Annotated in this window: 21 protein-coding genes and 1 tRNA gene; 9 read left to right on the top strand and 13 right to left on the bottom strand. The window is 68.7% G+C overall.

Annotated features, from left to right (window positions below):
• Positions 1 to 23 precede the first annotated feature (23 nt).
• Both M1L58_RS04955 and M1L58_RS04950 read right to left on the bottom strand, forming a co-directional pair.
• Positions 24 to 2,084, bottom strand: a complete 2,061-nt coding sequence (locus M1L58_RS04955; protein WP_248658037.1) for an ArnT family glycosyltransferase — start codon at positions 2,082 to 2,084, stop codon at positions 24 to 26.
• On the bottom strand, positions 2,081 to 3,334 hold the full coding sequence (locus M1L58_RS04950) for a bifunctional glycosyltransferase family 2/GtrA family protein (RefSeq protein ID WP_248658036.1): 1,254 nt from the start codon (positions 3,332 to 3,334) through the stop codon (positions 2,081 to 2,083). The genes M1L58_RS04955 and M1L58_RS04950 overlap by 4 nt, the downstream gene beginning before the upstream one ends.
• Before the next feature lie 135 nt (positions 3,335 to 3,469).
• Here M1L58_RS04950 and M1L58_RS04945 point away from each other — a divergent pair, with 135 nt between their 5' ends.
• Positions 3,470 to 5,581 (top strand): RecQ family ATP-dependent DNA helicase, encoded by a 2,112-nt coding sequence (locus M1L58_RS04945; RefSeq protein WP_248658035.1) that lies wholly within the window; start codon positions 3,470 to 3,472, stop codon positions 5,579 to 5,581.
• A gap of 47 nt (positions 5,582 to 5,628) precedes the next feature.
• On the opposite strand, the gene M1L58_RS04940 is transcribed toward M1L58_RS04945, so the two are convergent.
• Positions 5,629 to 6,054: an HIT family protein gene (locus M1L58_RS04940; RefSeq protein ID WP_005201247.1), complete on the bottom strand. Its 426-nt coding sequence runs from the start codon at positions 6,052 to 6,054 to the stop codon at positions 5,629 to 5,631.
• Positions 6,055 to 6,146: 92 nt separating this feature from the next.
• Between M1L58_RS04940 and M1L58_RS04935 the strand changes: the two genes are divergently transcribed.
• Together M1L58_RS04935 and M1L58_RS04930 are read left to right on the top strand one after the other, a co-directional pair.
• The gene (locus M1L58_RS04935; RefSeq protein ID WP_441316550.1) at positions 6,147 to 7,247 is read left to right on the top strand and encodes a DNA adenine methylase; all 1,101 of its coding nucleotides are present in this window, start codon (positions 6,147 to 6,149) and stop codon (positions 7,245 to 7,247) included.
• 10 nt (positions 7,248 to 7,257) lie between these two features.
• Positions 7,258 to 8,097 (top strand): hypothetical protein, encoded by an 840-nt coding sequence (locus M1L58_RS04930; RefSeq protein WP_006867218.1) that lies wholly within the window; start codon positions 7,258 to 7,260, stop codon positions 8,095 to 8,097.
• Positions 8,098 to 8,106: 9 nt separating this feature from the next.
• On the opposite strand, the gene M1L58_RS04925 is transcribed toward M1L58_RS04930, so the two are convergent.
• The 4 genes from M1L58_RS04925 to M1L58_RS04910 form a co-directional block, all read right to left on the bottom strand.
• Positions 8,107 to 9,561 (bottom strand): sensor histidine kinase, encoded by a 1,455-nt coding sequence (locus tag M1L58_RS04925; protein WP_248658033.1) that lies wholly within the window; start codon positions 9,559 to 9,561, stop codon positions 8,107 to 8,109.
• Positions 9,561 to 10,283 (bottom strand): response regulator transcription factor, encoded by a 723-nt coding sequence (locus M1L58_RS04920; RefSeq protein WP_248658032.1) that lies wholly within the window; start codon positions 10,281 to 10,283, stop codon positions 9,561 to 9,563. The genes M1L58_RS04925 and M1L58_RS04920 overlap by 1 nt, the downstream gene beginning before the upstream one ends.
• An 88-nt stretch (positions 10,284 to 10,371) precedes the next feature.
• Entirely contained in the window at positions 10,372 to 11,058 is a 687-nt protein-coding gene (locus M1L58_RS04915; RefSeq protein ID WP_248658031.1) for a DUF899 family protein, read from the bottom strand.
• 76 nt (positions 11,059 to 11,134) lie between these two features.
• Positions 11,135 to 12,316: a winged helix DNA-binding domain-containing protein gene (locus M1L58_RS04910; protein WP_248658030.1), complete on the bottom strand. Its 1,182-nt coding sequence runs from the start codon at positions 12,314 to 12,316 to the stop codon at positions 11,135 to 11,137.
• Positions 12,317 to 12,809: 493 nt separating this feature from the next.
• On the opposite strand from M1L58_RS04910, the gene M1L58_RS04905 reads away from it, so the two are divergent.
• Positions 12,810 to 16,562, top strand: coding sequence for an NACHT and WD repeat domain-containing protein (locus M1L58_RS04905; protein WP_248658029.1), 3,753 nt, complete (start codon positions 12,810 to 12,812; stop codon positions 16,560 to 16,562).
• A 3-nt stretch (positions 16,563 to 16,565) separates the two neighbouring features.
• On the opposite strand, the gene M1L58_RS04900 is transcribed toward M1L58_RS04905, so the two are convergent.
• Positions 16,566 to 18,197 (bottom strand): carboxylesterase/lipase family protein, encoded by a 1,632-nt coding sequence (locus M1L58_RS04900; RefSeq protein WP_248658028.1) that lies wholly within the window; start codon positions 18,195 to 18,197, stop codon positions 16,566 to 16,568.
• An 86-nt stretch (positions 18,198 to 18,283) separates the two neighbouring features.
• Here M1L58_RS04900 and M1L58_RS04895 point away from each other — a divergent pair, with 86 nt between their 5' ends.
• Positions 18,284 to 18,637: a Fe-S protein gene (locus M1L58_RS04895; RefSeq protein WP_248658027.1), complete on the top strand. Its 354-nt coding sequence runs from the start codon at positions 18,284 to 18,286 to the stop codon at positions 18,635 to 18,637.
• On the opposite strand, the gene M1L58_RS04890 is transcribed toward M1L58_RS04895, so the two are convergent.
• The 3 genes from M1L58_RS04890 to M1L58_RS04880 form a co-directional block, all read right to left on the bottom strand.
• Positions 18,627 to 19,079, bottom strand: coding sequence for a hypothetical protein (locus M1L58_RS04890; RefSeq protein ID WP_248658026.1), 453 nt, complete (start codon positions 19,077 to 19,079; stop codon positions 18,627 to 18,629). The two genes, M1L58_RS04895 and M1L58_RS04890, sit on opposite strands and share 11 nt — an antisense overlap.
• 149 nt (positions 19,080 to 19,228) lie before the next feature.
• A tRNA-Thr gene (locus tag M1L58_RS04885) sits at positions 19,229 to 19,303 on the bottom strand.
• A 51-nt stretch (positions 19,304 to 19,354) separates the two neighbouring features.
• A complete protein-coding gene (locus M1L58_RS04880; protein WP_248658025.1) occupies positions 19,355 to 19,741 on the bottom strand; it encodes a RidA family protein in 387 nt (128 codons plus the stop codon).
• A gap of 134 nt (positions 19,742 to 19,875) precedes the next feature.
• Here M1L58_RS04880 and M1L58_RS04875 point away from each other — a divergent pair, with 134 nt between their 5' ends.
• The 4 genes from M1L58_RS04875 (at position 19,876) to otsB (ending at position 23,978) form a co-directional block, all read left to right on the top strand.
• Positions 19,876 to 21,357: a threonine/serine ThrE exporter family protein gene (locus M1L58_RS04875; protein ID WP_248658024.1), complete on the top strand. Its 1,482-nt coding sequence runs from the start codon at positions 19,876 to 19,878 to the stop codon at positions 21,355 to 21,357.
• A 113-nt stretch (positions 21,358 to 21,470) separates the two neighbouring features.
• Positions 21,471 to 21,632, top strand: coding sequence for a hypothetical protein (locus tag M1L58_RS04870; protein ID WP_005200235.1), 162 nt, complete (start codon positions 21,471 to 21,473; stop codon positions 21,630 to 21,632).
• Between the two features lie 4 nt (positions 21,633 to 21,636).
• The gene (locus M1L58_RS04865; RefSeq protein ID WP_308221791.1) at positions 21,637 to 23,196 is read left to right on the top strand and encodes an alpha,alpha-trehalose-phosphate synthase (UDP-forming); all 1,560 of its coding nucleotides are present in this window, start codon (positions 21,637 to 21,639) and stop codon (positions 23,194 to 23,196) included.
• Positions 23,193 to 23,978, top strand: a complete 786-nt coding sequence (gene otsB / locus M1L58_RS04860) for a trehalose-phosphatase (protein WP_248658023.1) — start codon at positions 23,193 to 23,195, stop codon at positions 23,976 to 23,978. The genes M1L58_RS04865 and otsB overlap by 4 nt, the downstream gene beginning before the upstream one ends.
• Before the next feature lie 6 nt (positions 23,979 to 23,984).
• Here otsB and M1L58_RS04855 read toward each other — a convergent pair whose 3' ends face one another.
• Positions 23,985 to 24,794 carry a transglutaminase-like domain-containing protein gene (locus tag M1L58_RS04855; protein WP_040536437.1) on the bottom strand — a complete coding sequence of 270 codons (810 nt, stop codon included), beginning with the start codon at positions 24,792 to 24,794 and terminating at the stop codon, positions 23,985 to 23,987.
• A 69-nt stretch (positions 24,795 to 24,863) separates the two neighbouring features.
• Complete coding sequence (locus M1L58_RS04850; protein ID WP_248658022.1) at positions 24,864 to 25,991, bottom strand: ROK family transcriptional regulator; 1,128 nt, start codon at positions 25,989 to 25,991, stop codon at positions 24,864 to 24,866.
• Positions 25,992 to 25,996 lie beyond the last annotated feature (5 nt).

Here is a 25,996-nt window from a genome sequence, read left to right as displayed (position 1 = left end):
TCGCCAGGGGAGGCCCGGCTGCTCTACCGGGTCAGGTCGTACATCGTGACCCCGTCGACCGTCACCGCGGTGAAGTTCTCTTCAACCCACGCGCTGATCTGCGACGCCGGACGTTCGGAGTCCGTACCCATGCCTGGGCCGCCCATCCCCGGTCCTCCGCCGCCGATGAAATAGTGGATTTTCTTCTCGGCGACCAGCTTCTGGAACTCGGCGAGGGTCGGTGACGGATCGCTGCCGTTGAACCCGCCGATCGGCATCACCGAGTGGCCGGTCGCGAGCTGGTAGCCCGACGCCGAGTTGGACCCGATCGCCGCAGCGACCCACGTGTACCGGCCGGCGTCGGCGTTGAGCTTCTCGACGACGGCCGCCGTCGGTGTCGAACCGCGCAGCAGGCCACCGGGGCCGTCGCCGCCGCTTCCGCCGGGCATGCCCTGGCCGCCGGCCATTCCCTGGGCGCCCGGCATCCCCTGCCCGGGCGCGCCTGGCATGCGCTGACCCGGTCCACCGGGCATGCCCCGACCGTCGGGACCGCCGCCTCCACCGGGGCCGCCGCGTCCACCCGGGCCACCGAACTCGCCCTCGACCCGCGGGCCTGCGGTGATGATCGATCCGCTCTTCTCGGTTGCCACCGTGTCGATCGTGTACGCAACCGGTCCCGCGAGACCGGCGAGGATCGCACCGGTGACCGCTGCCGCCGCCACGCTGCGCACGTTTGCGAAGACCATCGCCACACCGGCGAGCAGGCCGACGACGAGGACCGCGAAGCGCAGCCACGGCACGAAGTCGGGCGTCCGGTTCAGCAGGACGAAGCCCCAGACGGCCGCGATCCACACGGATGCGCCGAGCGCGACCCGAACCCACAGACGATCGCGGTGCGTCCAGCAGACCGCCGCACCACCGGCCACGAGAGCAGCGACCGCCGGGGCGAGGGCTGCGGTGTAGTACTGATGAAAGATCCCGGCCATGAAGCTGAAGACACCCATCGTGACCAGGAGCCAGAGTCCCCAGACCGCCAGATATGCGCGACGCGGATCGGTCCGCCGGGACCTGCCGATCAGGACTGCCGCCGCGATCGCGAGCAGCAGACCGGTCGGGATGAGCCAGGCGATCTGACCGCCCTGTGCGGGTTCGAACATCCGCAGCCATCCGGTCTCACCCCACGCGCCGCCACCACCGGGTCCGCCGGCGCCACCCATCTCGCCCATTCCGGAACGGCCGGGAACCACTGCGCCGGTCTCGTTGCCGTTGAGACGACCGAAGCCGTTGTAGCCGAGAGTCAGCTCGAGGATCGAATTGTTCTGCGAGCCACCGATGTACGGCCGCGAGGACGCCGGCCAGAGTTCGACGGCGAGAATCCACCAGCCGGCACTGACGATCATCGCGCCGAGTGCGGCGAACAGCTGGCCCAACCGCCGCAGCCAGCCACGCGGACCGAAGGCCAGGTAGGTGACCGACAGCGCGGGCACGATCAGCATCACCTGCAGTTGCTTGGTGAGGAATCCGAACCCGACGAAGACGCCGGTGAGGATCAGCCACCGCCACCGACCGTCGTCGATGGCCTTCATCAACGACCAGACGGCCGCGATCATCAGCAGGATGAGCAGGGCTTCGGGGTTGTCGAAGCGGAACATCAACGCCGCGACCGGCGTCAGCGCCAGCACCGTACCGGCGAGGATTCCGGCCCAGTGGCCGAAGTACTTTCGCGTGATCAGGTAGAGCAGTGCGACCGACGCCACGCCCATCAGGACCTCAGGTACCAGGATGGACCACGAGTTGACGCCGAAGATGCGCGCACTGAGGCCCGGAATCCACAGCGAGGCAGGCGGTTTGTCGACGGTGATCGAGTTCGCCATGTCCGACGATCCGAAGAACCACGCCTTCCACGATTCCGAACCGGCCTGGATGGCCGCCGAGTAGAAGGTGTTGGCCCAACCGTTGATCGAGAGATTCCAGAGATAGAGGACGCCGGTGCCGATCAGCAGCGCGGCCAGCCAGAGACGCTGCCACAGGACGTTCTTCGACGGGGTTGACGCCGCGATGGGTTCCGTCGGGGTGGCGGGCGGGTCGATGATCGTTGTCGTCATGCGGCAATCTCCGGTGTCTTGCGGAACACCCAGCGGAGACCCACGAATCGGGTGAGTGTGGCCACCAGATTCGCGATCACCAGGATGATCAGTTCGATGTGTTTGGTCGCCTCCGGGGCGACGGTGTGCAGCAACAGCAGCGCGCCGGCGGTGACCAGCCAACCGAACAGGAACACGGCGAGGCCGAACAGTTGGTGTCTCAGCGCATTGTCGCGTCCGCGGACCCCGAAGCTGAACCGGCGGTTGGCCGCGGTGTTGAGGACAGCGGTGATCGCAAGGGCGACCAGGTTCGAGACCTGCGCCCCCAGGAACGAGTGAAGCGCCAGGAACAACACCGCGAAAGCGAGCGTCGATGCCACGCCCACCACGCAGAACCGGGCGAGCTGCCCGACCAGTCCCTTGGGCACGCCGTCGATCTGGGGTCCGGCCGCACGGTCGCGACCGATGGAGGCTCGGAGCTGGGCGATCGGCAGCCGGCCCATGGCCAGCGCGAGACCGACTCGCGCACAACCTTTCAGATCGGCGAGAGCGGTGGGCACGATGTCGACGGTGCTGTCCGGGTCGTCGACCCAGTCGACCGGGATCTCCGCGATCCGCAGCCCGATCTGTTCGGCGAGCACGAGCAGCTCGGTGTCGAAGAACCAGCCGGTGTCGACCACGAAGGGCAGCAGCTGGCGGGCGATGTCGGTGCGCATGGCCTTGAATCCGCACTGCGCGTCGGAGAACCTGGCGCCCATGGCCGTTCGGAGTATGAGGTTGTACGAGCGGGAGATGAACTCCCGCTTGGGTCCGCGGACCACACGCGAGGAGCGGCTGAGCCGGGTGCCGATCGCGATGTCGGAATGCTTCGACACCAGCGGGGCGATCAGCGGCATCAGCGCGTTGAGGTCCGTGGACAGATCGACGTCGCAGTAGGCGACGATCTCGGCGTCGCTGTGCTGCCAGACCGCGTTCAGCGCACGACCACGCCCCTTCTCGTCGAGGTGGACGACGCGGACGCCCTCGACGTCGTCGACGAGTCCGACGGCGATCGCGAGGGTGTCGTCGGTGCTGGCGTTGTCGGCGACGGTGATGCGCGCCGGATAGGGCACGTGCCGCCGCAGATGGTCGGCGAGCCGGCGCACCGACGATGCGATGTCGGCCTGTTCGTTGTAGACGGGGACGACGATGTCGAGGACCGGGGTCGACACCGAGCTGTCGGCGAGCGTGGACACCTGCGCCGTCCGGCCCGGCGGTGTTTGCTGGATCATGTGGACCACGATCGGCCCGAACCCTCGAACCTCTCTGGAACCCCGCTGCGAGGTTCCTGTGAACGGATCGGACCGGGTCGCCGCCGCTGTGCACCGCCGACCGGTGGTGTCGGGCCTCGCCACTACATTGGGCTCATGGCTGCCACCCTCTCCCCTGACCAGCTGACCGCCGCCGATCGGGTCATCACCAGCCTGGCCGGTGAGGGCGCCCGGTTGCGCGAGGACCAGCTGCGCGCCGTGACCGCACTGGCCGGTGGCGAGCCCGGTGGTCCCGGCGCACGGGTCCTGGTGGTCCAGGCGACCGGCTGGGGCAAGTCCGCGGTCTACTGGTCGGCCACCGCGATCATCCGCGCGGGCGGCGGCGGACCCACGCTGATCGTGTCCCCGCTGTTGTCGCTCATGCGCGACCAGGTGGCCGCGGCGGCTCGTGGCGGTCTGTCCGCGGCGACGCTGAACTCCTCTAACGTCGAGGAGTGGTCGGCCATCGAGGAGCAGCTGCGGGCCGGCGACCTCGACGTCCTGCTCGTCTCCCCGGAACGTCTGGCGAATCCCGGCTTCGGACGCCGCGTGCTCGACGCGCTGGCCGGCAATCTCGGGCTGCTGGTGATCGACGAGGCTCATGCCGTCTCCGACTGGGGCCACGACTTCCGGCCCGACTACCGTCGCGTCGCCGACGTACTGCGCACTGTCAACCCGACGACGCCGGTACTGGCAACCACCGCCACCGCCAACGCGCGCGTCACCGAGGACGTCGCCGCGCAGCTCGATTCGGGTTCCGACACGCCGACGTTCGTGCTCCGCGGACCCCTCGCCCGAAAGTCGTTGCACCTCAACGTCCTCGACGGACTGTCGCCGGTGCAGCGGTACGGCTGGGTGGCGCAGTCACTTCCCCATCTCCCGGGCTCGGGCATCGTCTACGTCCTGACCGTCGCCGATGCCGACCGGCTCGTCGAGGCCATCCGCGCGGTGCACGGTGACTCGGTCGAGGTCGCCGCCTACACCGGACAACTCGACGCCGACCGCCGGCACGAACTCGAAGATGCCCTGCTGCACAACAAGGTCAAGGCGCTCGTCGCGACGTCGGCGCTGGGGATGGGCTACGACAAGCCCGACCTCGGCTTCGTCGTGCACGTCGGATCACCTCCGTCGCCGGTGTCCTACTACCAGCAGGTGGGTCGTGCCGGGCGCGCGCTCGACGACGCCGTGGTGATGCTGCTGGCGTCCCAGACCGACGACCGGATATGGGATCACTTCGCCACCGCGACGATCCCCGACCCCGACAAGATGCGTGACCTCCTGGCCGCTCTGGAGACCGCCGACGAACCCCAGTCGGTCATCCAGCTCGAGGCCGCCACCCGCTTCCGTCGTACGCGAATCGAGTTGATGCTCAAGCAACTCGCCGTCGACGGCGTCACCGACCGCACCCCGGACGGGTGGGTCGCCACCGGCAAACCGTGGACCTACGACGCCGCACACTACGACGGGGTGCTCGCCATCCGCCGTCGCGAGGCCGACATCATGCGCGCCTACATCGCCGGACGCACCTGCCTCATGCGCCTGCTGACCGAATCGCTCGACGACCCGCAGGCCGCCGACTGCGGTCGTTGTTCGGTGTGCCGCGGCTCGCTGAGCGAGGGGCTCCCCGACACGGTCGACACCGAGGTGGTCCGCACCGTCACGTCGACGCTGCGCCGCAAGGCGTCGACCCTCGATCCGCGGAAGATGTGGCCGGGCGGCGAATTCGGCCGCCGCGGAAGGATTCCCGCTGACCTCCTCGCTCAACCGGGCCGCGTCCTGGCGCACGCCGACGCACCCGAATGGGTGGAGGTGCTGGCGGCCGCCCGCAACGGCGACGAGCGTGCACTGGCCGAACTCGGCGACGCCGCCGTCGCGACACTCTCATCCTGGGTCCGCGAGACCGGTATCCGCGCCGACGTCATCGTGTCTCTCCGCCTCACCGGCACCAACCTGGCCGAAACACTCGCCGAGCACCTGCGCACAGTCGGGAAACGCGGCGGCGGAACCTTCCCCGTCCGCCTGGGCGATCCGCCGACCGACGCCACTGGCGCGGTCGAGGCCGCCTACTGGCGTGACCACCTCGGCGATCCGCCCGACGTCGCCGGACAGAACGTGATGCTGGTTGTCGACGCCAACAGCTCCGGCTGGCCGATCACCCTGGCGGCCGCGGCACTCCGCGAAGCCGGGGCGGGCGCGGTCCTACCGCTGCTGATCCACCGGACCGTCTGACCCTTCGAGACGCTCGCAAGCTCGCTCCTCAGGGAGCACGAGAGGGGTCAGTCGGCGACGTACTCGCCGTAGCCGAGCGAGCGCAGGCTGGCACGGATCTTCTCGGCCGCGGCGTCGAGGTCCTCGGGGCTGGCGTTCTTGTCCGCGTTGGCGAGGTCGAAGGTCTCGAGTGAGAGCCCCTGGAAGACGTGGATGTGCACGTGGGGAACCTCGAGGCCGGCGATGAGCAGGCCGATGCGCGGTGCGTCGAAGGCGTCCTTGACGGCCTGGCCGACCTTCTGGGCGACGCCGCTGAGGTGGGCGAACAGCGAGCTGTCGATCTGCTCCCAGTGGTCGACCTCGTTGCGCGGCACCACCAGTACGTGGCCGGGGGTGACCGGCTCGATGGTCAGGAACGCGACGGCCTCGCCGTCCTTCCAGACGAATCGACCCGGGATGTCGCCGTTGATGATCATGCTGAAGACCGATGCCATGGGGCCGAGTCTAGATGTTGTGGGGTTCGGCACCACCTGCCGGAACCGTGTTCTCCGCGGCGCTGTCGGGGGTCCATGACATTCTTTTTGGTGTGAGTGGGCCAGAATCCTCCCGATCGGGACGCAGCACCGGCAGACCTGTCGGATCCAGTGACGTCCTGGCCCGCGCACAGCGCTTCCCGCGGCTTCGGTACATGGGGTCGAAGTACCGGCTGCTCCCCCATCTCGAACGCACCTTCGCCGAGATCGGCGGGTCGACCGCGGTCGACGCGTTCTCCGGGTCGGGCGTGGTGTCCTACCTGCTGAAGGCCCAGGGTTTCGAAGTCCTCAGCAACGACTTCCTCCACTTCCCGCACGTCATCACGCGTGCCTCGGTGGCGAATTCGAGCGTCCGCCTCGAACCAGACCTCGTCGAGCAGATCTGCGGGCCGGCCGCCGACGACCGCGACTACATCTCCAGCACCTTCGACGGCTTGTACTTCACCGCAGAGGACCGCGCATTCCTCGACTCGGCCTGGTCGCATATCGATGCGTTGCGTGGATACCGCCGCGACCTGGCCATCTCCGCGCTCGTTCTCTCCGCTGCCCGCAAGCAGCCGCGCGGGGTGTTCACCTTCACCGACTCCACCCGCTATGCCGACGGGCGCCGCGACCTCACGATGTCCCTGCGCGACCACTTCCGGCTGCGCGCGGCGGCCGACTACAACGGCACTGTGTTCAGCAACGGCTGCAGCAACCGAAGCGTCCAGGGCGACATCTTCGACCTCGAACTTCCGTGGTCGGCGCCGCCGGACCTCGTCTACCTCGACCCTCCGTACGCGCCGCCCACCGACGACAACGACTACATCAAGCGCTATCACTTCCTCGAGGGCCTCTCCGCGTACTGGCGCGGCATGACCATCATGGAGAACACCAAAACCAAGAAGCTGCCCAAGCGTTTCACGCCGTTCGCCTACAAACGGACCATCGAGGACGCACTGCTGCGGACGTTCGAACATTTCGAGGACGCAGGCGCGATCGTGTTGTCGTATTCGTCGAATGCGTTGCCGGGCAAGGACCGCATCGTCGACCTGCTCGGCAAGGTCAAGCCCTCGGTCGAGGTGATCGCCATCGACCACAAGTACAGCTTCGGCACGCACGCTGCTGCCACCCGTCGTGACGTCAGCGAGTTCCTGTTCATCGGACGGGACTGACGCCGAACACATGAGTGACGCAGTTGACTTCGAGGACTACCTGAAGTCGTTGGGACGGTTGACCTCTCACGTCGACCCCACCGCCTCCACCCCGGAGGCCGAGCGGATCGTCGAGGCCACCGCCAGCCTCGGCGGACTCCTCGACACCGACATCACCGGTCTCGCCGCGTGGGTGCGCGACAACCCCAACGACGTCCCGGTGCTCGGGCTCGCGGTCGGGTTGTCGCAGGAGAAACTCAAGAACGCATTGCGCGACCGGTTCGACACCAGCGGATGGCACGGACTGGCGCGCACCCAGCCCGTCGACCTGGTGACCTGGCTCGACGCCGAGTTCGACCTCGTCCGGATGTTGCGGGCCCAGATGGAACGCACCTATACCTTCGCCGACATCCTCGTGGCGCGCGCCGGGACCCGGGCCACCGCGACCCGGGCCGGCGCATCGGGCCGTCGCATCGAGGACGAGATCGAGGACATCGCACGCGATCTCGGCTTGGACTACACGACGCGATCGCGGTTCGTCGGCCGCAACGGGCGCACCGCCCCCGCCGACCTCATCGTGGGCGACCCCAACTCCGCCGACATCGTGGTGGCCGCCAAGGGTTTCGACTCGACCGGCTCGAAGCTCACCGACGCCGTGCGCGAGATCGAGGAGATGGCCGAGGTCCGCCTCCCCACCCAGCTCGTGCTCGCGGTGATCGACGGGATCGGCTGGAAGTCACGGCAATCCGACCTCCGACGCATCCACCAGCTCTGGGCCACCCGCCAGATCGACGGCATGTACACCCTCGTCACCCTCGACCAGTTCCGCACCGACGTGGCCGAGTTCGCCAGGTTGCGGCGCCTGATCTGATGCCCTCACTCAGCTGGACAGCGGCAGCCGTACCCAGAAGGTTGCGCCCTCACCGGGTGTCGAATCGACACCGACCCGGCCGCCGTGCGCTTCGACCAGCGCGGCGACGATGGACAGTCCCAAGCCGTTTCCGCCGCCCGAGCCCCGGTGGCGTGACTGGTCGCCGCGGTAGAACCGCTCGAAGACGTGTTCCGCGTCCTCCGGGGTCAGGCCCTGTCCGGTGTCGGCGACCGTGAGCACCGCCTCGGAGGTGCCGTTCGCGCCGGTGTCGACCGAGACCCCGACCGTGATCGATGCCTCCGCCGGCGTGTGGTTGATCGCGTTGCCGATGAGGTTGCGCAGCACCTGCAGGAGCCGCGGTCCGTCTCCGGAGACCAGCGGCGGCTGGTCGCCGGTCGTCACCTCGAGCTCGATGTCGCGCTCGGGGGCGGCGACGCGTGCCGACTGGACGGCGTCGGCGGCCAGGCTCAGCAGGTCGACGGGTGCGGTGGCGATGGGGCGTTGCACGTCGAGACGCGCCAGCATCAGCAGGTCTTCGACGAGCACGTTCATCCGGCCGGCCTCGTCGTTGATCCGGCGCATCGCGTCGGTGACGTCGGGAACGCCGCCCTGCGAATAGAGTTCGGCGAATCCCTTGATCGACGTCAGCGGGGTGCGCAGTTCGTGGCTGGCGTCGGCGATGAAGCGTCGCATCTCCTCCTCGGAGGCGCGGGCCTGCCGTTCAGAGGCCGCCGTGGTGGCAAAGGCGTGCTGGATCTGGCCGAGCATCGTGTTCAGCGAATCCGACAGGCTGCCGACCTCGGTGTTGGGTGCGGCCAGCGGAACCCGTCGCGTGAGGTCGCCCGCCGCGATCGCATGTGCCGTCTCCTCGACCCTGCGGAGGGGACGGAGACTCGTCCGCACCAGCAGGTAGCTGAGCACCCCGATGAGCACCACGACCGCGGCACCGATCGCGAACTGCAACCAGATCAGCCGGCTGATCGTGGCGTCGATGTCGGACATCGGTGTGGCGACGATCGACGTGCCGAATTGGTTGCTGCGCTTGATCACCCGCCACTGCGGGCCGCCGGACTCCACCGATCCGACCGTGACCGGGCCGACATTGTCACCGGTGAGTCCGTCGAGGTCCGGGGCGTGGTCGAACTGGTTGTAGACGTTGACCGTGGACAGACCGGCCGGCCCGTGGAGAATCGACTCCACGTAGTACGGCGACGGCGGACGACGCGGCCCCGGCGGACCGGGGCGCGGCTCGTTGGCCGGCGAGCGCGGATCGGCCCAGGTGCGGGTGGCGTTGACCAGTCCCTCGTCGGCGCGGGAGATGAGGTCCTGGCGCATCGACGAGGTGACCGCGACCCCGGAGGCCAGCAACCCGACGACCACCAGGGCGAGCGTGAGTGCGACGAGGGAGAACCGCAGCGGCACTCCGCGTCTGCGGGCGTTCGCGGTCGGCTGGGACACGGTCATCAGTCGCGCGGCTCGCGCATCACATAGCCGACACCGCGCAGGGTGTGGATGAGACGCTTCTCGCCGTTGTCGAGTTTGCGACGCAGGTAGGAGACATAGGACTCGACGACGTTGACCTCGCCGCCGAAGTCGTAGTTCCAGACATGGTCGAGGATGCGGGGTTTGGACAGCACCGTGCCGGCGTTGACCATGAAGTAACGCAGCAGGGTGAACTCGGTCGGCGAGAGCTGGACCGGCTTGCCGGCCTTGAAGACCTCGTGGGTCTCGTCGTCGAGTTCGATGTCGGCGAAGGTGATCCGGGACGAGGCCTGCTGCTCCTCATCGAAACCGCTGCGACGCAGCAACACCTGCAGGCGGGCGACGACCTCCTCGAGGCTGAACGGCTTGGTGACGTAGTCGTCGCCGCCGATCGTCAGACCGTTGACCTTGTCCTCCACTGAGTCGCGGGCCGACAGGAACAGGGCGGGCGCCTCGACCCCGTCCGCGCGAAGACGACGCAACAGTCCGAAGCCGTCCATGCCCGGCATCATCACGTCGAGGATCAGGATGTCGGGTTTGCTGCGGCGGCACCTGTCGATCGCCGCCGGTCCATCTGCGGCGGTGTCGACGTCGTACCCCTGGAACTTCAACGACACCGACAGCAGCTGGCGGATGTTCTCCTCGTCGTCGACGACGAGAACCTTCGCCCCGCGCACATCGTGGTTCTTTCCCGGTCCGGTCACATCACTACTGTCCCAGAGTCACCTGGAACGTCACTGGCCGGACGCTGGGAGATTCCTGTGAGCGCTGACCTGGGGCTCGACGCAGGCCTCACATCGCGGCGTCGCCGTAGGCGGCGGCGATGGCCTCCGATTCACGCCACCGTGAATATGTGGGGCTCTGGGGCCAGCCGTCGGGCGAGTCCTGCCACTCTTCCTGCCTTCCCCATGGGAGAACATCGATGAGCGAGAAGGTGTAGCCGAGCTGCTCGACCCCCCGGCCGGTTGTGTGCCACATGCGGTAGACCTTGTCGCCGTCGCGGAGGAAGACGTTGACGGCGAACCCCTCGCCCGGCCCCGCGCCGACGGCGGCGGAGAACGTCGTGCCCTCCGACGAGTACCAGTCCATGCGGTTGCCGACGCGCTTCTTGTAGGCGAGGGCCTCGTCGATGGGACCGTGGGTGATGATGACGAACCGGGCGTCGTAGTCACCGAGGAAGTCGAGCCGGTCGAACTGCATGGTGAATCCGGTGCATCCCGAACACTGGTAGGTCTCACCGGGAAACCACATGTGGTTGTAGACGATCAACTGGGATCGAGCGTCGAAGACGTCGACGAGACGGATCGGCCCGTCGGGCCCGGTCAGGGTGTACTCGGGCATCTCGACCATCGGCAGCCGCCGCCGCTGTGCTGCGATCGCGTCGAGTTCGCGCGTGGCCGCCTTCTCGCGGACCCGCAGTTCGTCGAGGGCCTTCGCCCAGGTGTCATGGTCGGTCACAGGTGGGAGTCGATCGCTCATCGCAGTGCCTTTCGCTCGACGCGGGGTTTTCCGCAGAGGCAGACCGCGGCTCGGGGCTCAACTCATCGCCCTCAACTCATCGTTTCCGCATGTACGGCGCGGCGTATCCGATCTTCATCGATCCGTCGCCGAGCCATGCCGCGAGCTCCTCGGCCCGCTCGTCGAGTTTCCTCCGGGCGTCGGCGGGCAGGGGCTCGAGCGGGTGGATCGCGATCGAATTGTCGTCGCGGCGATACCAGCCGCCGACGATCCGGCCGTCCCACCACGCGGTCTGGCCGCCGTTGCCGACGGAGTCGAAGATCTCCGGACCGTGGTCGCCGAGATAGAAGGCCCGCTCCTTGAAGCCCATCGTCGTGGGGTCGAGTTCGGGTAACAGCACCGCCTGCGGTTCGCAGGCCTCGTCGGTGCCCAGGTCGTCGGGCAGCACATGTCCGATGCCGCCGCCGTCCAGATCGACCTCGACGGTGCCGAGGTCGGCGAGCGCGGCCCGCACCGCGGTCTTGGTGGAGCCGAGCCACCACACGAGATCCGTCTCGGTCCCCGGCCCGTAGGTGCGTAGCCAGCGTTCGACGAGCGCCCGGTGACCGTCATGCACACTCGGCGCATCCGGGGTCTCGCCGAGCCACACCTTCATCGACGTCCACGCCGGGCGGGAGAGATGCCAGTCGAGTCGGTTGGGTCCGCGGACGATGTCTCCGGATGCGTCGAGCATGTTGAGCACCCGCGGGCCGAAATGACTCTTCCCCGCCCACGACCTGCCCTCACCGAAGGTGATCGAGCCCTCCAGGACGGGCAACCGGGCACGCAGTTCGGTCGACGTGAGCGACTCACCGCCGGCGAGTTCGGTGAGGACCGCGTCCCGCGCGGTGTCGATCCAACCCTCGGGGTCGTCGACGTCGGGACTGCGACGCAGATCGCGAAGCATGTTGGTGCGCTCGGAGGCGGTGATCCGGGGCCCGAGCGCGCCGATCGCCTCGGCGAGGACGTCACGAGGGAAGGCGAAGAGAGTTCGCCGCATCGCGAGATGTTTGACGAGGCTCCGGTCGTCGTAGAGCGCGGTGTCGATATCGGCACGGGTCAAACCGTCGACCCGCGCCCACGCGGACAGATAGACCGTCGACGGGGTGGTGGCGTGGAGACCGACCATCGTCGCGGCCGCCTCGACGACGGACCCGGCCCGCGACGCGGCGTCGAGGTGCATGCGGCGCATCAACCGGGATCGGCGCGCGGTGTCGGTGATGCGGGGGCGCACTGGCATGCCGCGATCCTAGTGAGCCGACGCGAGGAATCCGGGAACAGCGGCGAGCCCGGAGAAAGAAGAGGGGAAGCGGGTGCCGGAGACCGGCCGACCCCCATCGACCCGGTGCCCGGCACCCGCCCGGTTGCGTGGGCCGGACGACACACAGCCCCCGACGGGCAGTGCCTGAGAACACCTCCGTGTGTCCTGCGACCAACGCATCCTTGCGCTCCCGACCCCCGTCAGGAACGCCCACCAAGGAGACCCCACCCCGCGACCGGAGTACAGCGCCGGTCCGGAACGAAAGACGAACACCGAGGTCAGCGAGCAAACGGACTATCCGGTCCGGACACGGCCGAACCCGGTTCCGGAGGCGTTCAGGTCAGATGACCTGAAGACTCGATCCCGACGTGGCCGTCGCCACCATCGCCCCGCCGACAGTGGCGCACCGGGGTCGCGTGTCGCATGATGGACCGGTCGATCAGTCGGACGGTCAGAGCGTGGAGTCGGGTGAGTGGATTTTGGTGAAGCGCTCGCGCGCCTTTTCGTGCAAGCGGGACGCCCCACCCTCCGAGCGGCGGCGGCCCGGGCCAAGGTCTCCGCGCAGCGGATCAGCGACTGGCGGAACGGCCGACACCTCCCCCGCGACTTCGCGACCGTCGAACCACTGCTCGTCTGGCTGACGTCCCGCGCGGTGGCGGCGGGCGTCGTCGAGGTCCTCACGATCCCCCAGTGGAGAGACCTGTGGGACCGACACCTGAATCAGGAGGCGCCGGGTACCCCGGAGCCGCCCGCCCAGCACTCCCGCCCCTACGCCGGACTGGCGCCCCTCACCGCCGCCGACTGCGAGCTGTACTTCGGACGCGACGACCTCGTCGGCACGCTCGTCGACACGATTCTCACCGCCGGCTCGGAGCCCGCGCCGCTGTCCCCGGCCTCCCGGCTGGTCGTCGTCACCGGGGTGTCGGGCTCGGGGAAGTCGTCGTTGCTGCGTGCCGGCCTGGCCCGCGACCCGCGGATCTCGACTCCGCGCCTCGCCGAGGTCACCCCGGATGGTCTGTCCATCGCCCCACCCGTCGACGGCGAGATCGACGCAGTGGTCGTCATCGACCAGTTCGAGAACGTCTTCTCACTCCCCGACGAACTGCGCTCGACCACGATGCGCGAGGTCGAGGAACTCGCCGCCGACACCGTCGTGGTGGTCGGCATCCGCGCGGACTTCTTCAGCCAGTGCGTGGAGTACCCCGTGCTGGCCGACGCCTGGCAGCACCGCTGCGTGATCGTCTCGGAGATGACGCGCACGCAGCTCCGCGAGGTCATCACCGCCCCGGTCCGCCTCGCCGGTGGGCGCATCGAGGCAGGCCTTGCCGACGTGATGATCACCGACCTCTACGAGGCGTCGACGGTCGGGGATCGGGCCGGGCGGCTTCCGTTGCTGGCCCACGTCCTGCAGGCCACCTGGGCACGACGCTCCGGCAACCGCATGACGCTGTCCGGGTATCGCGCGACCGGCGGCATCGCACGTGCCGTCGCGGACACCGCGGAGGCCGCCTGGGAGGCCATCGCCCCCGAACATCGCGACCTCGCCCGCGCGGTCCTGCTGTCGATGGTCCATGTCGGTCCGGCCGGGATCGCGCTGCGGGTGCCGCTGTCCACCTCGACCCTCAGCAGCCGCTTCCCGCCGGAGGTCTCGACCGTCATCGACGAGTTCGCGCAGGCCCGCCTGCTGACGGTGTCCGCGGAGTCGGTGATGCTCGTGCACGACGTGGTGCTGACCGCGTGGCCGCGTCTCGCCACCTGGATCGCCGACGACTCCGACACCCACGTCTGGTGGCAACAACTCGACGCCGACACCCAGTCGTGGGTGGCCAACGGCCGCAGCCGCTCATTCCTCTACACCGGCTCGCGACTCGACGACGCCAAGAGCCACCGCGAAGCGCTGCGCAGCAACTACGTACACCTGCTGAGCAGGGAGAACGACGAGTTCCTCGACTCCGCGGTCGCGATGCAACGACGCCGCCGGCTGTTGCAGCTGGGTGCCGTCGCGGTGATCGTGATCCTTGCGATCTCGGCGTCGATCATCGCGGTGTTCGGGTTCCGGCAGGCGCACGACCTCCGGCAACAGCGCAACGCCGCGGAACGGGCGGCCCTGCTGTCCCACATCGACAGCATGGAGCACTCCAACCCGTCGCTGGCCGCGCGCCTGCTGCTCGTCGCCCATCAGCTCTACCCCGACGACCCGACGATCGCCGGTCATCTGCGCGGCGCGGCCACCAGCCCGCTCGCGACGCAGGTCACCGGCCACACCGGACCGGTCTACGACCTGGCCTTCGACCGGACCGGCCGCCACCTCGCCTCGGCGAGCGGCGACCGCACGGTCCGCATCTGGGAGAGCACCGATGCCACCCCGAGGTATCGCGAGGTGGCAACCCTGCGCGGCTTCGGCAACTACGTCACCTCCACCGCCTTCCATCCCACCCGACCGTTGTTGATCACCTCGAGCGGCGACGGCGCGGTCCGGATGTGGGACCTCGCCGACCCCGGTCGCCCAGTGCTGCGCGACACGGCATCGCTCGGTCGCGGCACCGTCTACATGGCCCGCTTCTCCGCGGACGGCCGGACGCTCGCCGCCTCGTCGGACGACGGTTCCATCACCGTTTTCGCGGTGCCTCCGACAGGAACCCTGCGCGAAACCGCCGTGCTCCGGGGCCACGGCGCCGCCGCACGCACACTGTCCTTCAGCCCCGACGGGCAGCTGCTGGCGAGCGGCGGGGACGACCGCGTCGTACGGCTGTGGACCACCGGCGAGAAACCCGCCCCCGTCGGCGAGCCGATCACCGGCTTCCCCAGCATCACGCACGCGGTCGCATTCAGCCCGGACAGCCGTTCCCTGGCCGTCACCGGCGACAGCCCGAACGCTCAACTCTGGGATGTGACCGAACCGGAGTCCCCGCTGCCGCTCAGCACCTCGCTCCCGACCGCGACCGCGGGTTCCTGGTCCATCGCCTTCGACCCGAACGGTTCGCAGGTCGCCTCGGCCCGCGCCGACGGCATGGTGCGGGTATGGAACACGACAAACCGGGCTTCACCGACGGCCCAGTGGGCGCTGCAGACCGCGTCGGAGCAGGGTTCGGTCCGTACCTTCTCGGCCACCTTCGACCCGACCGGTGAGCACCTGGTGTCCGGGCGTTCCGACGGGACGATCGACGTCTGGTCTCTGCCCGACCGTTCGGTCCCCGACCGCGGCGGCACGATCAGCGGGGTCGCCACCGACCCGGCGCAGCGCATCCTCGCGACCGTCGGCTCGGACACCACCCTGAACGTGTGGACCCTGGACGACGGCGAGATGTCGTTGCGTTCACGCACTCCCATCCAGCGGCGGGTCAACGACCACCCGCGCGTCTCGGTCAACGAACGCGGCATCCTCGCGGCGACGGCGAACAACAACGGCGGTCTCGTCGAACTGTGGGACATCCGCGACCCGGACACCCCACGGGCCGCGGCCCGGTTGCCCGTCTCGACCCGGTACTCGTTCCCGGTCGCCTTCGCGCCCACCGGCGATGTCCTCGCGACCGGTGACACCGACACCACGATCGCACTGTGGGACACCTCCGATCCCACCTCGCCGAGTCGGATCGGCGCTCCCCTGCGCGGCCCCGCCGACCTCATCCGCAGCGTCGCCTTCAGTCCCGACGGCACCCGCGCCGCGGTGACCTCCGACGACAAGCGGGTCTACCTCTACGACCTGGGGTCCGGCAACCCCGACCCGGTGACGGTGATCTCCGACAACACCCCCGTCACCCAGGCGGCCTTCGACGACGACGGGGAGGTCCTCGTCGTCGCGGCCCGCGACCTGTCCACCTGGCGACTGCCGACGACGGACACCGCCGGCGAGCCCGAACTGATCGATCGCCACGAGGACATGTTCGCCAACACGCTGTCCATGTCGCCCAACCGGATCGCCGTCGGCACATCCACGCACGAGCTGATCAGCTTCGCGCTCGGCGACGACGGCACACTCGACGATCGACAGTCAGTGGGGACGCTGCTCAATTCGACCGACACCACCACGACGTGGCAGGTCCCGGTCCGGTTGCCCGCGGACGACGAGATCCTCGCCGGCGGCGACACGACCGGCAGCGTCTATGTGCACACCCTCGACGTTCCCGACGCCCGCGAATGGGTCTGTGCGAACACGGTTCCCATGACCGAGGCGCAACGGGCGGCGTACCTGCCCCACGCCTACCTCAAGGGCGATTGCGACTGACGCTCAGCGGAAGCTGAGCACCTCATCACCCCAGGCCTCCCAGAGATCGCCGTCGAGGTTCTGCACCACCCGGTCCTCGGCGTCGATGCGCAACACGGGACGGCGGCCGGTGTCGTAGGTGGGCCACTCGTCGCCGGGCGACCCGGTGTCGGGTGCGCGACCGTGTGCGAACGACGTCCAGCGGCGGATCAGTCTCTGCGACACGGCTTCTCCGTGTTTGCGGCCGCCCAGGAGGAAGGTGATGTCCCGCGGACCCGCACCCAGGTTCCCCCACACGTAGGGCACCTCGGTGGCGTGTGCGGCACCGAGGCCCAGCAGCCGGAACATCCTGGTGGTCCAGTCGTAGCGGTACACGTAGACGGGAGCCCGGCGCGCGTGGGCGTCGGCGAGCCACAGCGTCGGCATGCGGAAGGCGACGTCGCGGGCCACGCCCAGCCCGGTGACCTTCGGCCGCAGACCCGAGTACGCCGAGAGCACCTGCGCGCGTTCGGGTAACACGATGTCGGGATACTCCTCGCGCATGCCGGCGAACATCCGCTCGATCTCCTCGGCGGTGATCGGCATGAGCGGCGACTTCATGTACTTGAAGAGATTCGCCTCGTCGCGGTTGGTCCCGATGATCAGCGGCACGGGCAGTGCCCGACCGTCCCGGTAGACGTCGAGGGGATGGTCGGGCAGCAGGTCGCCGTCGACGACCGGGGCGAAGGCGATGGTGCCGGGCGATTCGGTGGGCACCTTCGCGAACAGTTCGGTGGTGAGCATCGAACACCTTGTGGCGTCCAGGGATTCGAGCTGGCCCACCACCTCCGCCGAGTCACCCGTGTCCTCGATCCCGGCGGCGTCGAGCAGCATGCGCGCGACGCGGGCGGCCCGGTCGGCGCCGTACATCGACGTCACCGGCGAACTCTGGGCGATGGCCCGGCCGAACAACCCCTCGGCGGCGGGCATCGTCAGCAGCGCGGTGACGAGGCCGGCGCCCGCCGACTCGCCGAACACGGTCACCTTGTCGGGGCCCCCGCCGAAGGCCGCGATGTGGTCGCGGACCCACGCCAGCGCGGTGAGGACGTCGCTGAGCCCGACGTTGGACTCGAAGCGCGGATCGATCGACGACAGGTCGGCGAACCCGAGGACGCCCAGCCGGTAGTTCAGCGTCACGATGACCACGTCACCGGTGGACGCGAGCGCCGCACCGTCGTAGTACGGCTGGCTACCCGACCCGAGGACGTACGCCCCGCCGTGCAGCCAGACCATGACCGGCAGCGCGACGGCGTCGTGGGCATGGGTCGAGGCACCCGGCGGCGTCCACACGTTGAGGTAGAGGCAGTCCTCGTCCATCACGACATCCGGGCCGAGCCGGACCGCGGGATTGAGTTCCTGCGGGCAGACGGCCCCGAACGAGAAAGCGTCGACGACGGTATCCCGACTCCCGTCCTCGTCGGGCGTGAGTGGCCGGGCGCGACGCCATCTCAGTTCGCCCAGCGGAGGTCTCGCATACCGGATTCCGCGCCAGACATCGGCGCGGTCGCCGGCGACCCCGCGGTAGGTACCGAGTGCGGTACGCGCGAGCGGCTCCGCGCCGGTGGGAGTCGGGGTCGTCTCGGCCACGGCAGAGGTACCCGGTTCATCGTGCTCCATCCGTACATCCTGCACCGACAGTTCGTTTCCGGGCACACGTTCCCGCGTGACGGGAATGTCGAGGACCTGCTGGGTAGAGTACGAGCATGGATGTACTACGCCACGTCGTAATTCTTTTCCACATCGTCGGCTTCGCCGTGACCTTCGGTGCCTGGTTCACACAGGTGGCCGCCCGCGAGTTCCGCTTCACCCGGGTCATGGACTACGGCATCGGGCTGTCGCTGCTCACCGGTTTGGCACTGGCCGCACCGTGGCCCGCCGGAATCGAACTCAACTACCCGAAGATCGCCATCAAGCTGGTGATCCTGCTCGTGCTGGGCGCGATCCTGGGTATCGGCAGCGCTCGTCAGAAGCGCACCGGCGAACCCGTTCCGCGGGCGCTGTTCTGGACGGCGGGCGCACTGTCGCTGCTCGCCGCCGGACTCGCCGTCATCTGGTGACCATCTCCAGGCGATAGACACACATCGCCGGTTCGGGCCGGACGGTGACCAGATCGTGGTTCGTCTTCTCCGCGGGACGGCCGAAAGCACCGACATGGGTGATGATCCGGAAGGACACCACCCGGTCACCGTCCGGAGTGTGCGCGACGATCTGACCGATCGACGATTCCCTGACCTCGGACCCGGCGCCAGAGTTCCGCAGCTGCTCGACGAGCCCCGCTGCGGAACCGGCGTCGGGCGAGTCGTCGCACAACCGGTCGATGGCCGATTCGACGCGCGTGGTGTCCGTGGGCGAATAGCTCAGGAGATCGACGATCATCCGGCGGGCGTACTCGACGACGGCCGCGTCGTCGACCGGCGTCTCCTCCTCCGGCTCGTCCGAACGCACCGCGAAGACGACCATCTCGGCGACCAGCAGGGCCACTGCCGCGGCGAAACCCACCAGCCACCACGGTGTGCGGCCGCGGTGCCGCGACGGGGACGGAACGGGCCCGGAGACAGGAGAGGCCCCGGGCCGCGGCGAGGACCATCGACTCTCTGGTCTGGTGTGACCGTTCGTCATCTGGCTCCCCCCGCGGGCCGAGGCCCTCGTGGAGCCCCCTGTCAGGATTGAACTGACGACCGCTCGCTTACAAGGCGAGTGCTCTACCACTGAGCTAAGGAGGCGTGCGTGCGCGAGTATATCCACCGCGCATGCGACGGTCCCAGCGGACCCGGTCAGCCCGGGATCGCGGCGACCGCCTCGATCTCCACCAACTGGTCGTCGTAGGCCAATACCGAGACCCCGAGCAGGCTGCCGGCCGGCTTGTGCTCGCCGAAGGCCGCCGTCACCGCATCCCAGGCGACCACGAGGTCGGCCTGGAGGTGTTCGGCGACGAAGACGGTCACCTTGGCGACGTCGGACAGCGATGCACCGGCCTCGGCCAGCGCCGCCTCGAGGTTCGCCATGCACTGCCGTGCCTGTTCGCTGACGTTCCCCGGGGCGACGGTGACGCCCTGCTCGTCGATCGGCGCGGCGCCCGCGGTGAAGACGAGACTGCCGGGGGCCACTGTCGCACTGCGGGTGTGACCGTCGAGGGGACCGTTGATCTGTACTGATGACATGCCGCGATCCTAGAGTGCGACGGCGGACCCGCGAGGTTGCATGAGATCGGCCGTGGCCGGGTAGTTCGCATCCGAGATCGATTCGGTGCCAAGATCGACGAAGCGAATGCTCGACCGACCCGAAGGAGGCATGGGTGCGCGAGTTCCTCGGCCGCGCGCTTCGTCGACTCACCGGAACCCGGCAGGCGACGATCGACACGATCGAACCCGGCAGCATCATGGTGTCGCCGCGCAAGCCGATCGAACCGTTCGACGTCGCGGCGATCACCGAGGTCCTCGACCTCGCCACCAAGATCGGCGCGGTCCTGCTCGACTCGGGTACCGGCGCGATCGACACGCAGACCCAGATCAAGTTCGTCGCAGGTGTTTACGGCCTCGAGGACGTGGACGTCGACGTCACCTACAACACGATCGTCGTCAGCGCCCGACGCGGCGCGACGCTCCCGCCGATCACCACGATGGAGCAGGTCTACTACCGCTCAATGGACTTCACCCGGCTCGCCCAGGTGGACCGCCTCGTCCGGCGCATCCGCGACTCCGGCATCACGCCGGCGACCGCTCACCGCATGGTCGACGAGATCATCACGGCCCCACACCCGTACCCGCACTGGGTCGCGACGGTCGCCTGGGGCGCGATGGCGTCGGGCATCTCCGTCCTGCTCGGCGGCCAATACCTCGTCGCCGCACTGGCATTCCTGACCACGGTCGCGATCGTCGTCATCAACCGGAACCTGAACCGGATCGGTACGCCGATCTTCTTCCAGCAGCTCACCGGCGGGTTCATCGCCGTCGTCCCGGCGGCCCTCGTCTTCGGCGCGGCCGAGACACTCGGTGTGCAGATCGCGCCCTCACAAGTCATCGCGGCAGGCATCGTCGTCCTGCTCTCGGGACTGTCGCTGGTCGGTTCGGTGCAGGACGCCATCACCGGCGCCCCGATCACCGGCGTCGCCCGCTTCTTCGAACTCCTGCTCATGACCGGCGGCATCATCGCCGGCGTCGGTGTCGCGATCCGACTGCTCGAGGCCGGCGGAATCTTCCTGCCCACGATCACCACCTCGACCAGCTTCGAGGCCGTCGAGTTGCCGGTACGGGTGGTCGCGGGCGCCTTCGCCGCCTGCGCCTACGCAGTTGCCAGTTATGCCGAGACCCGCGCGCTCGGAGTCGCCTTCCTCGGCGGCCTCATCGGCACCGCGGTCGCGGCGTCGGCGACCTTCACCACGGTCGGCGATGTGATCGCCAACGGACTCGCCGCGGCCTTCGTCGGCCTGGTCGGTGGCCTCCTGGCCCGTCGCGCGCTGACGCCGCCGCTCGTCGTAGCGGTCGCCGGCATCACCCCACTGCTCCCGGGTCTCGCGGTCTACCGCGGCCTGTACGGAATCCTCAGCGAGCAGACGCTCAGCGGCTTCACCTGGATCGCCAACGCCCTCGCCATCGGCTGCGCGCTGGCCGCCGGCGTCACCCTCGGTGAGTTCGTCGCCCGGTCGCTGCGCCGCCCCCAGCTACCGCCGCGACCCGACTGGAGTCCGCGGCGCCGCCTCCTCGCACAGCGCGAGGCACGGGAGAGCCGCACGATCCGCCAGAACCGTCGGTGGCCGCCCCCACCGCGGCGGTTCTGAGCACCCCCGCGACCCGGGTAGAATGGCGAATCGGGCGCGCCACCCATCGGCCGCTCCAGCCCGCACGGCCTCGAGCCACACCGCGACACCGCACGCACTACGAGGGGACTCACATGCCCGCGAAGACCACCGACATCGCCGACGAAGAACTGGAACCGGTAGCCGACGAGACCGCCAATTCGGCGCGTCGCGTCGTGGCCGCCTACGCCACCGACGCCGACGAGTGCCGGATGCTGCTCGCAATGCTGGGGATCGCGCCGGGCGAGAACGCCTGATCCGGTGACGCCGCGACCGGCTGGAACCGGGACCGCCCCCTTCCACGACAACGAGTCCGGGGAGGGGCCGAACCGGGCTGCTCCGCACGACGGCGCCGAGTTCGTCGTCGTCGCCAACCGTCTGCCCGTCGACAAGGAGATCCTGCCCGACGGCACGGTCAACTGGAAGCGGAGTCCCGGTGGCCTCGTGACCGCGCTCGAACCGATCCTGCGCGCCAACACCGGCGCCTGGGTCGGCTGGTCGGGTATCCCTGATTCCGACGACAATCCCCCGGACATCGAGGGCATCGACATCCATGCGGTGCCCCTGTCCACACAGGAGATCGCCGAATACTACGAGGGCTTCTCCAACGCCACGCTGTGGCCGCTCTACCACGACGTCATCGTCAAGCCGGAGTACCACCGCGAGTGGTGGAACACCTATGTCGAGGTGAACCGGCGGTTCGCCGAGGCCGCGTCGCGGGCGGCCGCCGAAGGTGCCGTGGTGTGGGTGCAGGACTACCAGCTCCAGCTGGTCCCGAAGATGCTGCGCATGCTGCGGCCCGACGTGAAGATCGGCTTCTTCCTGCACATCCCGTTCCCGCCGGTGGAACTGTTCATGCAGATGCCGTGGCGCACCGAGATCGTCGAAGGCCTGCTCGGCGCCGACCTGATCGGTTTCCATCTCCCCGGTGGTGCGCAGAACTTCCTGTTCCTCGCCCGCCGGCTCGCCGGCCAGGCCACCAGCAAGGGCACCGTCGGCGTCCGCTCGCGCTTCGGAGTGGTGCAGGTCGGCTTCCGCACCGTGCGGGTGGGTGCATTCCCGATCTCGATCGATTCCGGCGAGCTCGCCGCGAAGGCCAAGACCAAGAAGATCCGTGACCGGGCCGCGGAGATCCGCCGCGAACTCGGCAACCCCAAGACGATCATGCTCGGCATCGACCGGCTCGACTACACCAAGGGCATCGATGTCCGCCTCAAGGCGATCTCGGAGTTGCTCGACGAGGAGCGGCTCGATGCGTCCGAGACGGTGATGATCCAGCTCGCCACGCCGAGCCGGGAGCGCGTCGAGAGCTACAAGCGGATGCGGGCCGGGATCGAGCAGCTGGTCGGCAACATCAACGGCAACCACAGCCACACGGTGAGCCGGCCGGTCGTCCAGTATCTGCACCGGCCGGTGCCGCGCGACGAGCTGATCGCCTTCTTCGTCGCCGCCGACGTCATGCTGGTGACACCGTTGCGCGACGGCATGAACCTCGTCGCCAAGGAGTACGTCGCCTGCCGCAGCGATCTGGGCGGTGCGCTGGTCCTCAGCGAGTTCACCGGCGCCGCAGCGGAATTGCGTTCGGCCTATCAGGCCAACCCCTACGATCTCGACGGTGTCAAGGACGCGATCGTGGCGGCGGTGAACCAGAGCGAACACGAAGGACGACGCCGCATGCGTGCGCTGCGCCGTCAGGTGCTCGCCCACGACGTCGACAAGTGGGCCCGGAGTTTCCTCGGCACGCTCGGGGAGAACTCGGAGACCGAGTTGGAACCGAACCGCGGTGTTCACCTGGTCGAAGACTCCCTCGACAATTCATGAGCGACACCGGGATTCCCGCAGATCTGCGTGAGGCTCTCGGCACGGCCGCGCGCGCACGACGTCTCCTCGTCGCGTCGGATTACGACGGATGCGTGTCGCCGATCGTGTCACGTCCGGAGGACGCGATCCCGAATCCGGCATCGATCACCGCGCTCGAGGCGGCCGCAGCATTGTCCGACACCGAGGTCGCGGTCATCTCGGGTCGCGAACTCGCCGTCCTCGCAAGCCTGTCCGGCCTGGGCGCACCGGTGACGCTGGTCGGGAGCCACGGGAGCGAGTTCGACACCGGGTTCGCGGTCGAGGTGACCGACACCGCACGCGCCCTCCTCGTCCGGATCATCGGCGAATTGCGGGACATCTCAGCACGTTTCCCGGGTTCGACGGTCGAGACGAAGCCGGCGAGCACCGTGCTGCATGTACGCAACGCCGATCCCGATGACGCCGCTGCGGCACTTGAGGCCGCACGGTGGGGCCCCGGCTCCTGGGAGGGTGTGCACTCCACCGAGGGGAAGAGCGTGCTCGAACTCGCGGTCATCGAGACCAGCAAGGGGCACGCGCTCGACACCCTCCGGGAGCAGCTCGACTGCGATGTGGTCATCTACCTCGGCGACGATGTGACCGACGAGAAGGCCTTCGCGCACCTGCGGCCCGAGGTCGGCGACATCGGCATCAAGGTCGGCGAGGGTGCCACCGCAGCCGGATTCCGCATCGAGGACACCGACGACGTCGCCGCCGTCCTCGATCACGTGGCCACCGAACGCCGAGCCGCGCTCGACGCCTGAACCGGCTCAGCCGATCATGACCCGGGCGGTCGCGTCGTCGTAGGGCAGTTCACCGCGAACGGTCGCGGTCACCTCGTATTTGTTGAGCGTGATCGTGCCGCGGTGATTGTCGAGGAATGCGGTGTCCGCGGCGTCGCGCCCGGTGGCGATACGTACCAATGACTGCCGCGGGGCCAGGCGCGTACTGTCGACGACCACCCATTCGCCGTCGATGATCGCCTCGGCAACAGCGTGGAAATCCATCGGTGAACATCCGGGTGCATAGACGGCGACGAGCCGCGCCGGGATGTTCAGCGCACGCAACAGCGCCACGACGAGGTGTGCGTAGTCGCGGCACACGCCCGCCCCGGCGAGCAGGGTGTCGGCTGCTCCGTCGATGGGATCGCTGGCACCCGGGATGTAGTTGAGCCGCTGCTCGACGAACGTCGCCACCTGATTGAGGAGTTCCCCCTCCGGCAACGACAGGTCGAACTGACCGGCCACGAAGCCGAAGAACTTGTCGCACTCGGCATATCGGCTGGGCCGCAGGTATCGCGACCGGTCGGTGCTCTCCACCGGGATCGGGTTCGCAGCCGTCAGGACCTCGGCGGTGTAGTCGATGGTCAGCAGTCCACGGCCGAGCTGCATCCGGTGGATGCGCGACCCGTGGTCGGCGACGAGCTCCTCGACGTCGACCGGGCTGCCGTCCAGCTCGATCTTGAGTTCCTCGGCCAGTTGCAGGCCGGGCAGCTTCGCCACCGTGATCTGCATCTCGAGTTCGGTCGGGTCGTCGATGCTCACCTCGAGGCGTGCGGAAACATCGCGGGGCAGGGTCATGCCCCCACCGTAGGTGATGAAGCCCAGCACGGCACACAGGGCGGTTACTGCTCGGAGACGGTCTGCCCGTCAGAGGGTGGCGACGGCGGCGATCGGATCGGCGTAGATGACACTCAGCGCAACCACGACCGCGGCGCTCTCCTGTACGTGCACACCGAATCTCGACGGCGCGATCTCCAGCGGCCGGTCGAGCGTCGAGGCCTCGTCGAACGCTGCCTGCACCGGTGCGAGCCCGTGCGGATGCGCCGCGAACGCGTCGCCGGCGACGACGATCGTGTCCGGGTTGATCACGTCGCGGATCATCGCGACCGCCTCCCCGAGCACCCGCGCGCGTTCGTCGACGATGCGCGACGCGTCCGGATCGATGCCGAGGCGATGAGCGGCCGCCAGTGCGGCGTCGTCGCCGATGACGTTCTGCAACCGGACGCGGGTGTGTCCCGGGGCGAGCACCGGCGCGGAGACGGGCAGATGCGCGATTGTCCCGGCCCCTCGCTCGGGGACGTGCACCCGGCCCTCGAGAGTCATTGCCATGCCTGCGGTTTCGCGGGCGTAGAAGAACAGTCCGGTGCCGGTCGCGTCCCGCGGTCCGCCCAGCAACAGTTCTGCTGCGGCCATCGCCTCGACGTGTTCACACACCGACACCGGGGTGCCGAGTCGGTCCGCAAGGGTTTCGCCCACCGGGAGTTGATGCCATCCGAGAACTCGGTGATCCACCACACCCGTCTCCGCGTCGACCGCACCGCCGAGCGCCACCCCACCCCACAGCAGGCGGCGTCCGCTGAACCGGCCGGCGAGCTCGGCGAGTTGCGTGCACAGTTGCTCGATCGCCTCCTTCTGGTCACCCGATGGGGTGAGCACGGCGTGGCTGTGCAACGTGCGTCCACCGAGATCCGCGATGACCAGGACCGAGCGCCGCGCACCGATGTGCAGTCCGGCGACGCACAGCGAATCCCGGTCGATGGTCAGCGGGTTCTTGGGCCGGCCAATGGTTTTCGGTCCCGCGAGATCGGGCCGTTCGGCGACGAGACCGTGGGCGGCGAGCGCATGGACCTGCCGGTTGATCGTCGCGGCGGACAACCCGGTCGTCGAGGCGAGCTGATCCCTGGTCACCGGTCCACCGACCCGGATCGCGTGCAACACCGCGGCCGCCGGAGTGGACGTCAGTTGCAGCGCCGCCGGGATCACTCCCCCACGCATGGGAC

The organism is Gordonia sp. C13, from assembly GCF_023218005.1.
GTDB lineage: Bacteria > Actinomycetota > Actinomycetes > Mycobacteriales > Mycobacteriaceae > Gordonia > Gordonia namibiensis.
This window is presented reverse-complemented; position numbering and strand designations above follow the sequence as displayed.

Coding starts and splice junctions, on each gene's coding strand:
- M1L58_RS04900 (WP_248658028.1), bottom strand. CDS start 18,197: ATGGAGCACGATGAACCGGGTACCTCTGCCGTGGCCGAGACGACCCCG.
- M1L58_RS04945 (WP_248658035.1), top strand. CDS start 3,470: ATGGCTGCCACCCTCTCCCCTGACCAGCTGACCGCCGCCGATCGGGTC.
- M1L58_RS04870 (WP_005200235.1), top strand. CDS start 21,471: ATGCCCGCGAAGACCACCGACATCGCCGACGAAGAACTGGAACCGGTA.
- M1L58_RS04925 (WP_248658033.1), bottom strand. CDS start 9,561: ATGACCGTGTCCCAGCCGACCGCGAACGCCCGCAGACGCGGAGTGCCG.
- M1L58_RS04915 (WP_248658031.1), bottom strand. CDS start 11,058: ATGAGCGATCGACTCCCACCTGTGACCGACCATGACACCTGGGCGAAG.
- otsB (WP_248658023.1), top strand. CDS start 23,193: ATGAGCGACACCGGGATTCCCGCAGATCTGCGTGAGGCTCTCGGCACG.
- M1L58_RS04950 (WP_248658036.1), bottom strand. CDS start 3,334: ATGATCCAGCAAACACCGCCGGGCCGGACGGCGCAGGTGTCCACGCTC.
- M1L58_RS04855 (WP_040536437.1), bottom strand. CDS start 24,794: ATGACCCTGCCCCGCGATGTTTCCGCACGCCTCGAGGTGAGCATCGAC.
- M1L58_RS04930 (WP_006867218.1), top strand. CDS start 7,258: ATGAGTGACGCAGTTGACTTCGAGGACTACCTGAAGTCGTTGGGACGG.
- M1L58_RS04910 (WP_248658030.1), bottom strand. CDS start 12,316: ATGCCAGTGCGCCCCCGCATCACCGACACCGCGCGCCGATCCCGGTTG.
- M1L58_RS04850 (WP_248658022.1), bottom strand. CDS start 25,991: ATGCGTGGGGGAGTGATCCCGGCGGCGCTGCAACTGACGTCCACTCCG.
- M1L58_RS04955 (WP_248658037.1), bottom strand. CDS start 2,084: ATGACGACAACGATCATCGACCCGCCCGCCACCCCGACGGAACCCATC.
- M1L58_RS04940 (WP_005201247.1), bottom strand. CDS start 6,054: ATGGCATCGGTCTTCAGCATGATCATCAACGGCGACATCCCGGGTCGA.
- M1L58_RS04895 (WP_248658027.1), top strand. CDS start 18,284: ATGGATGTACTACGCCACGTCGTAATTCTTTTCCACATCGTCGGCTTC.
- M1L58_RS04880 (WP_248658025.1), bottom strand. CDS start 19,741: ATGTCATCAGTACAGATCAACGGTCCCCTCGACGGTCACACCCGCAGT.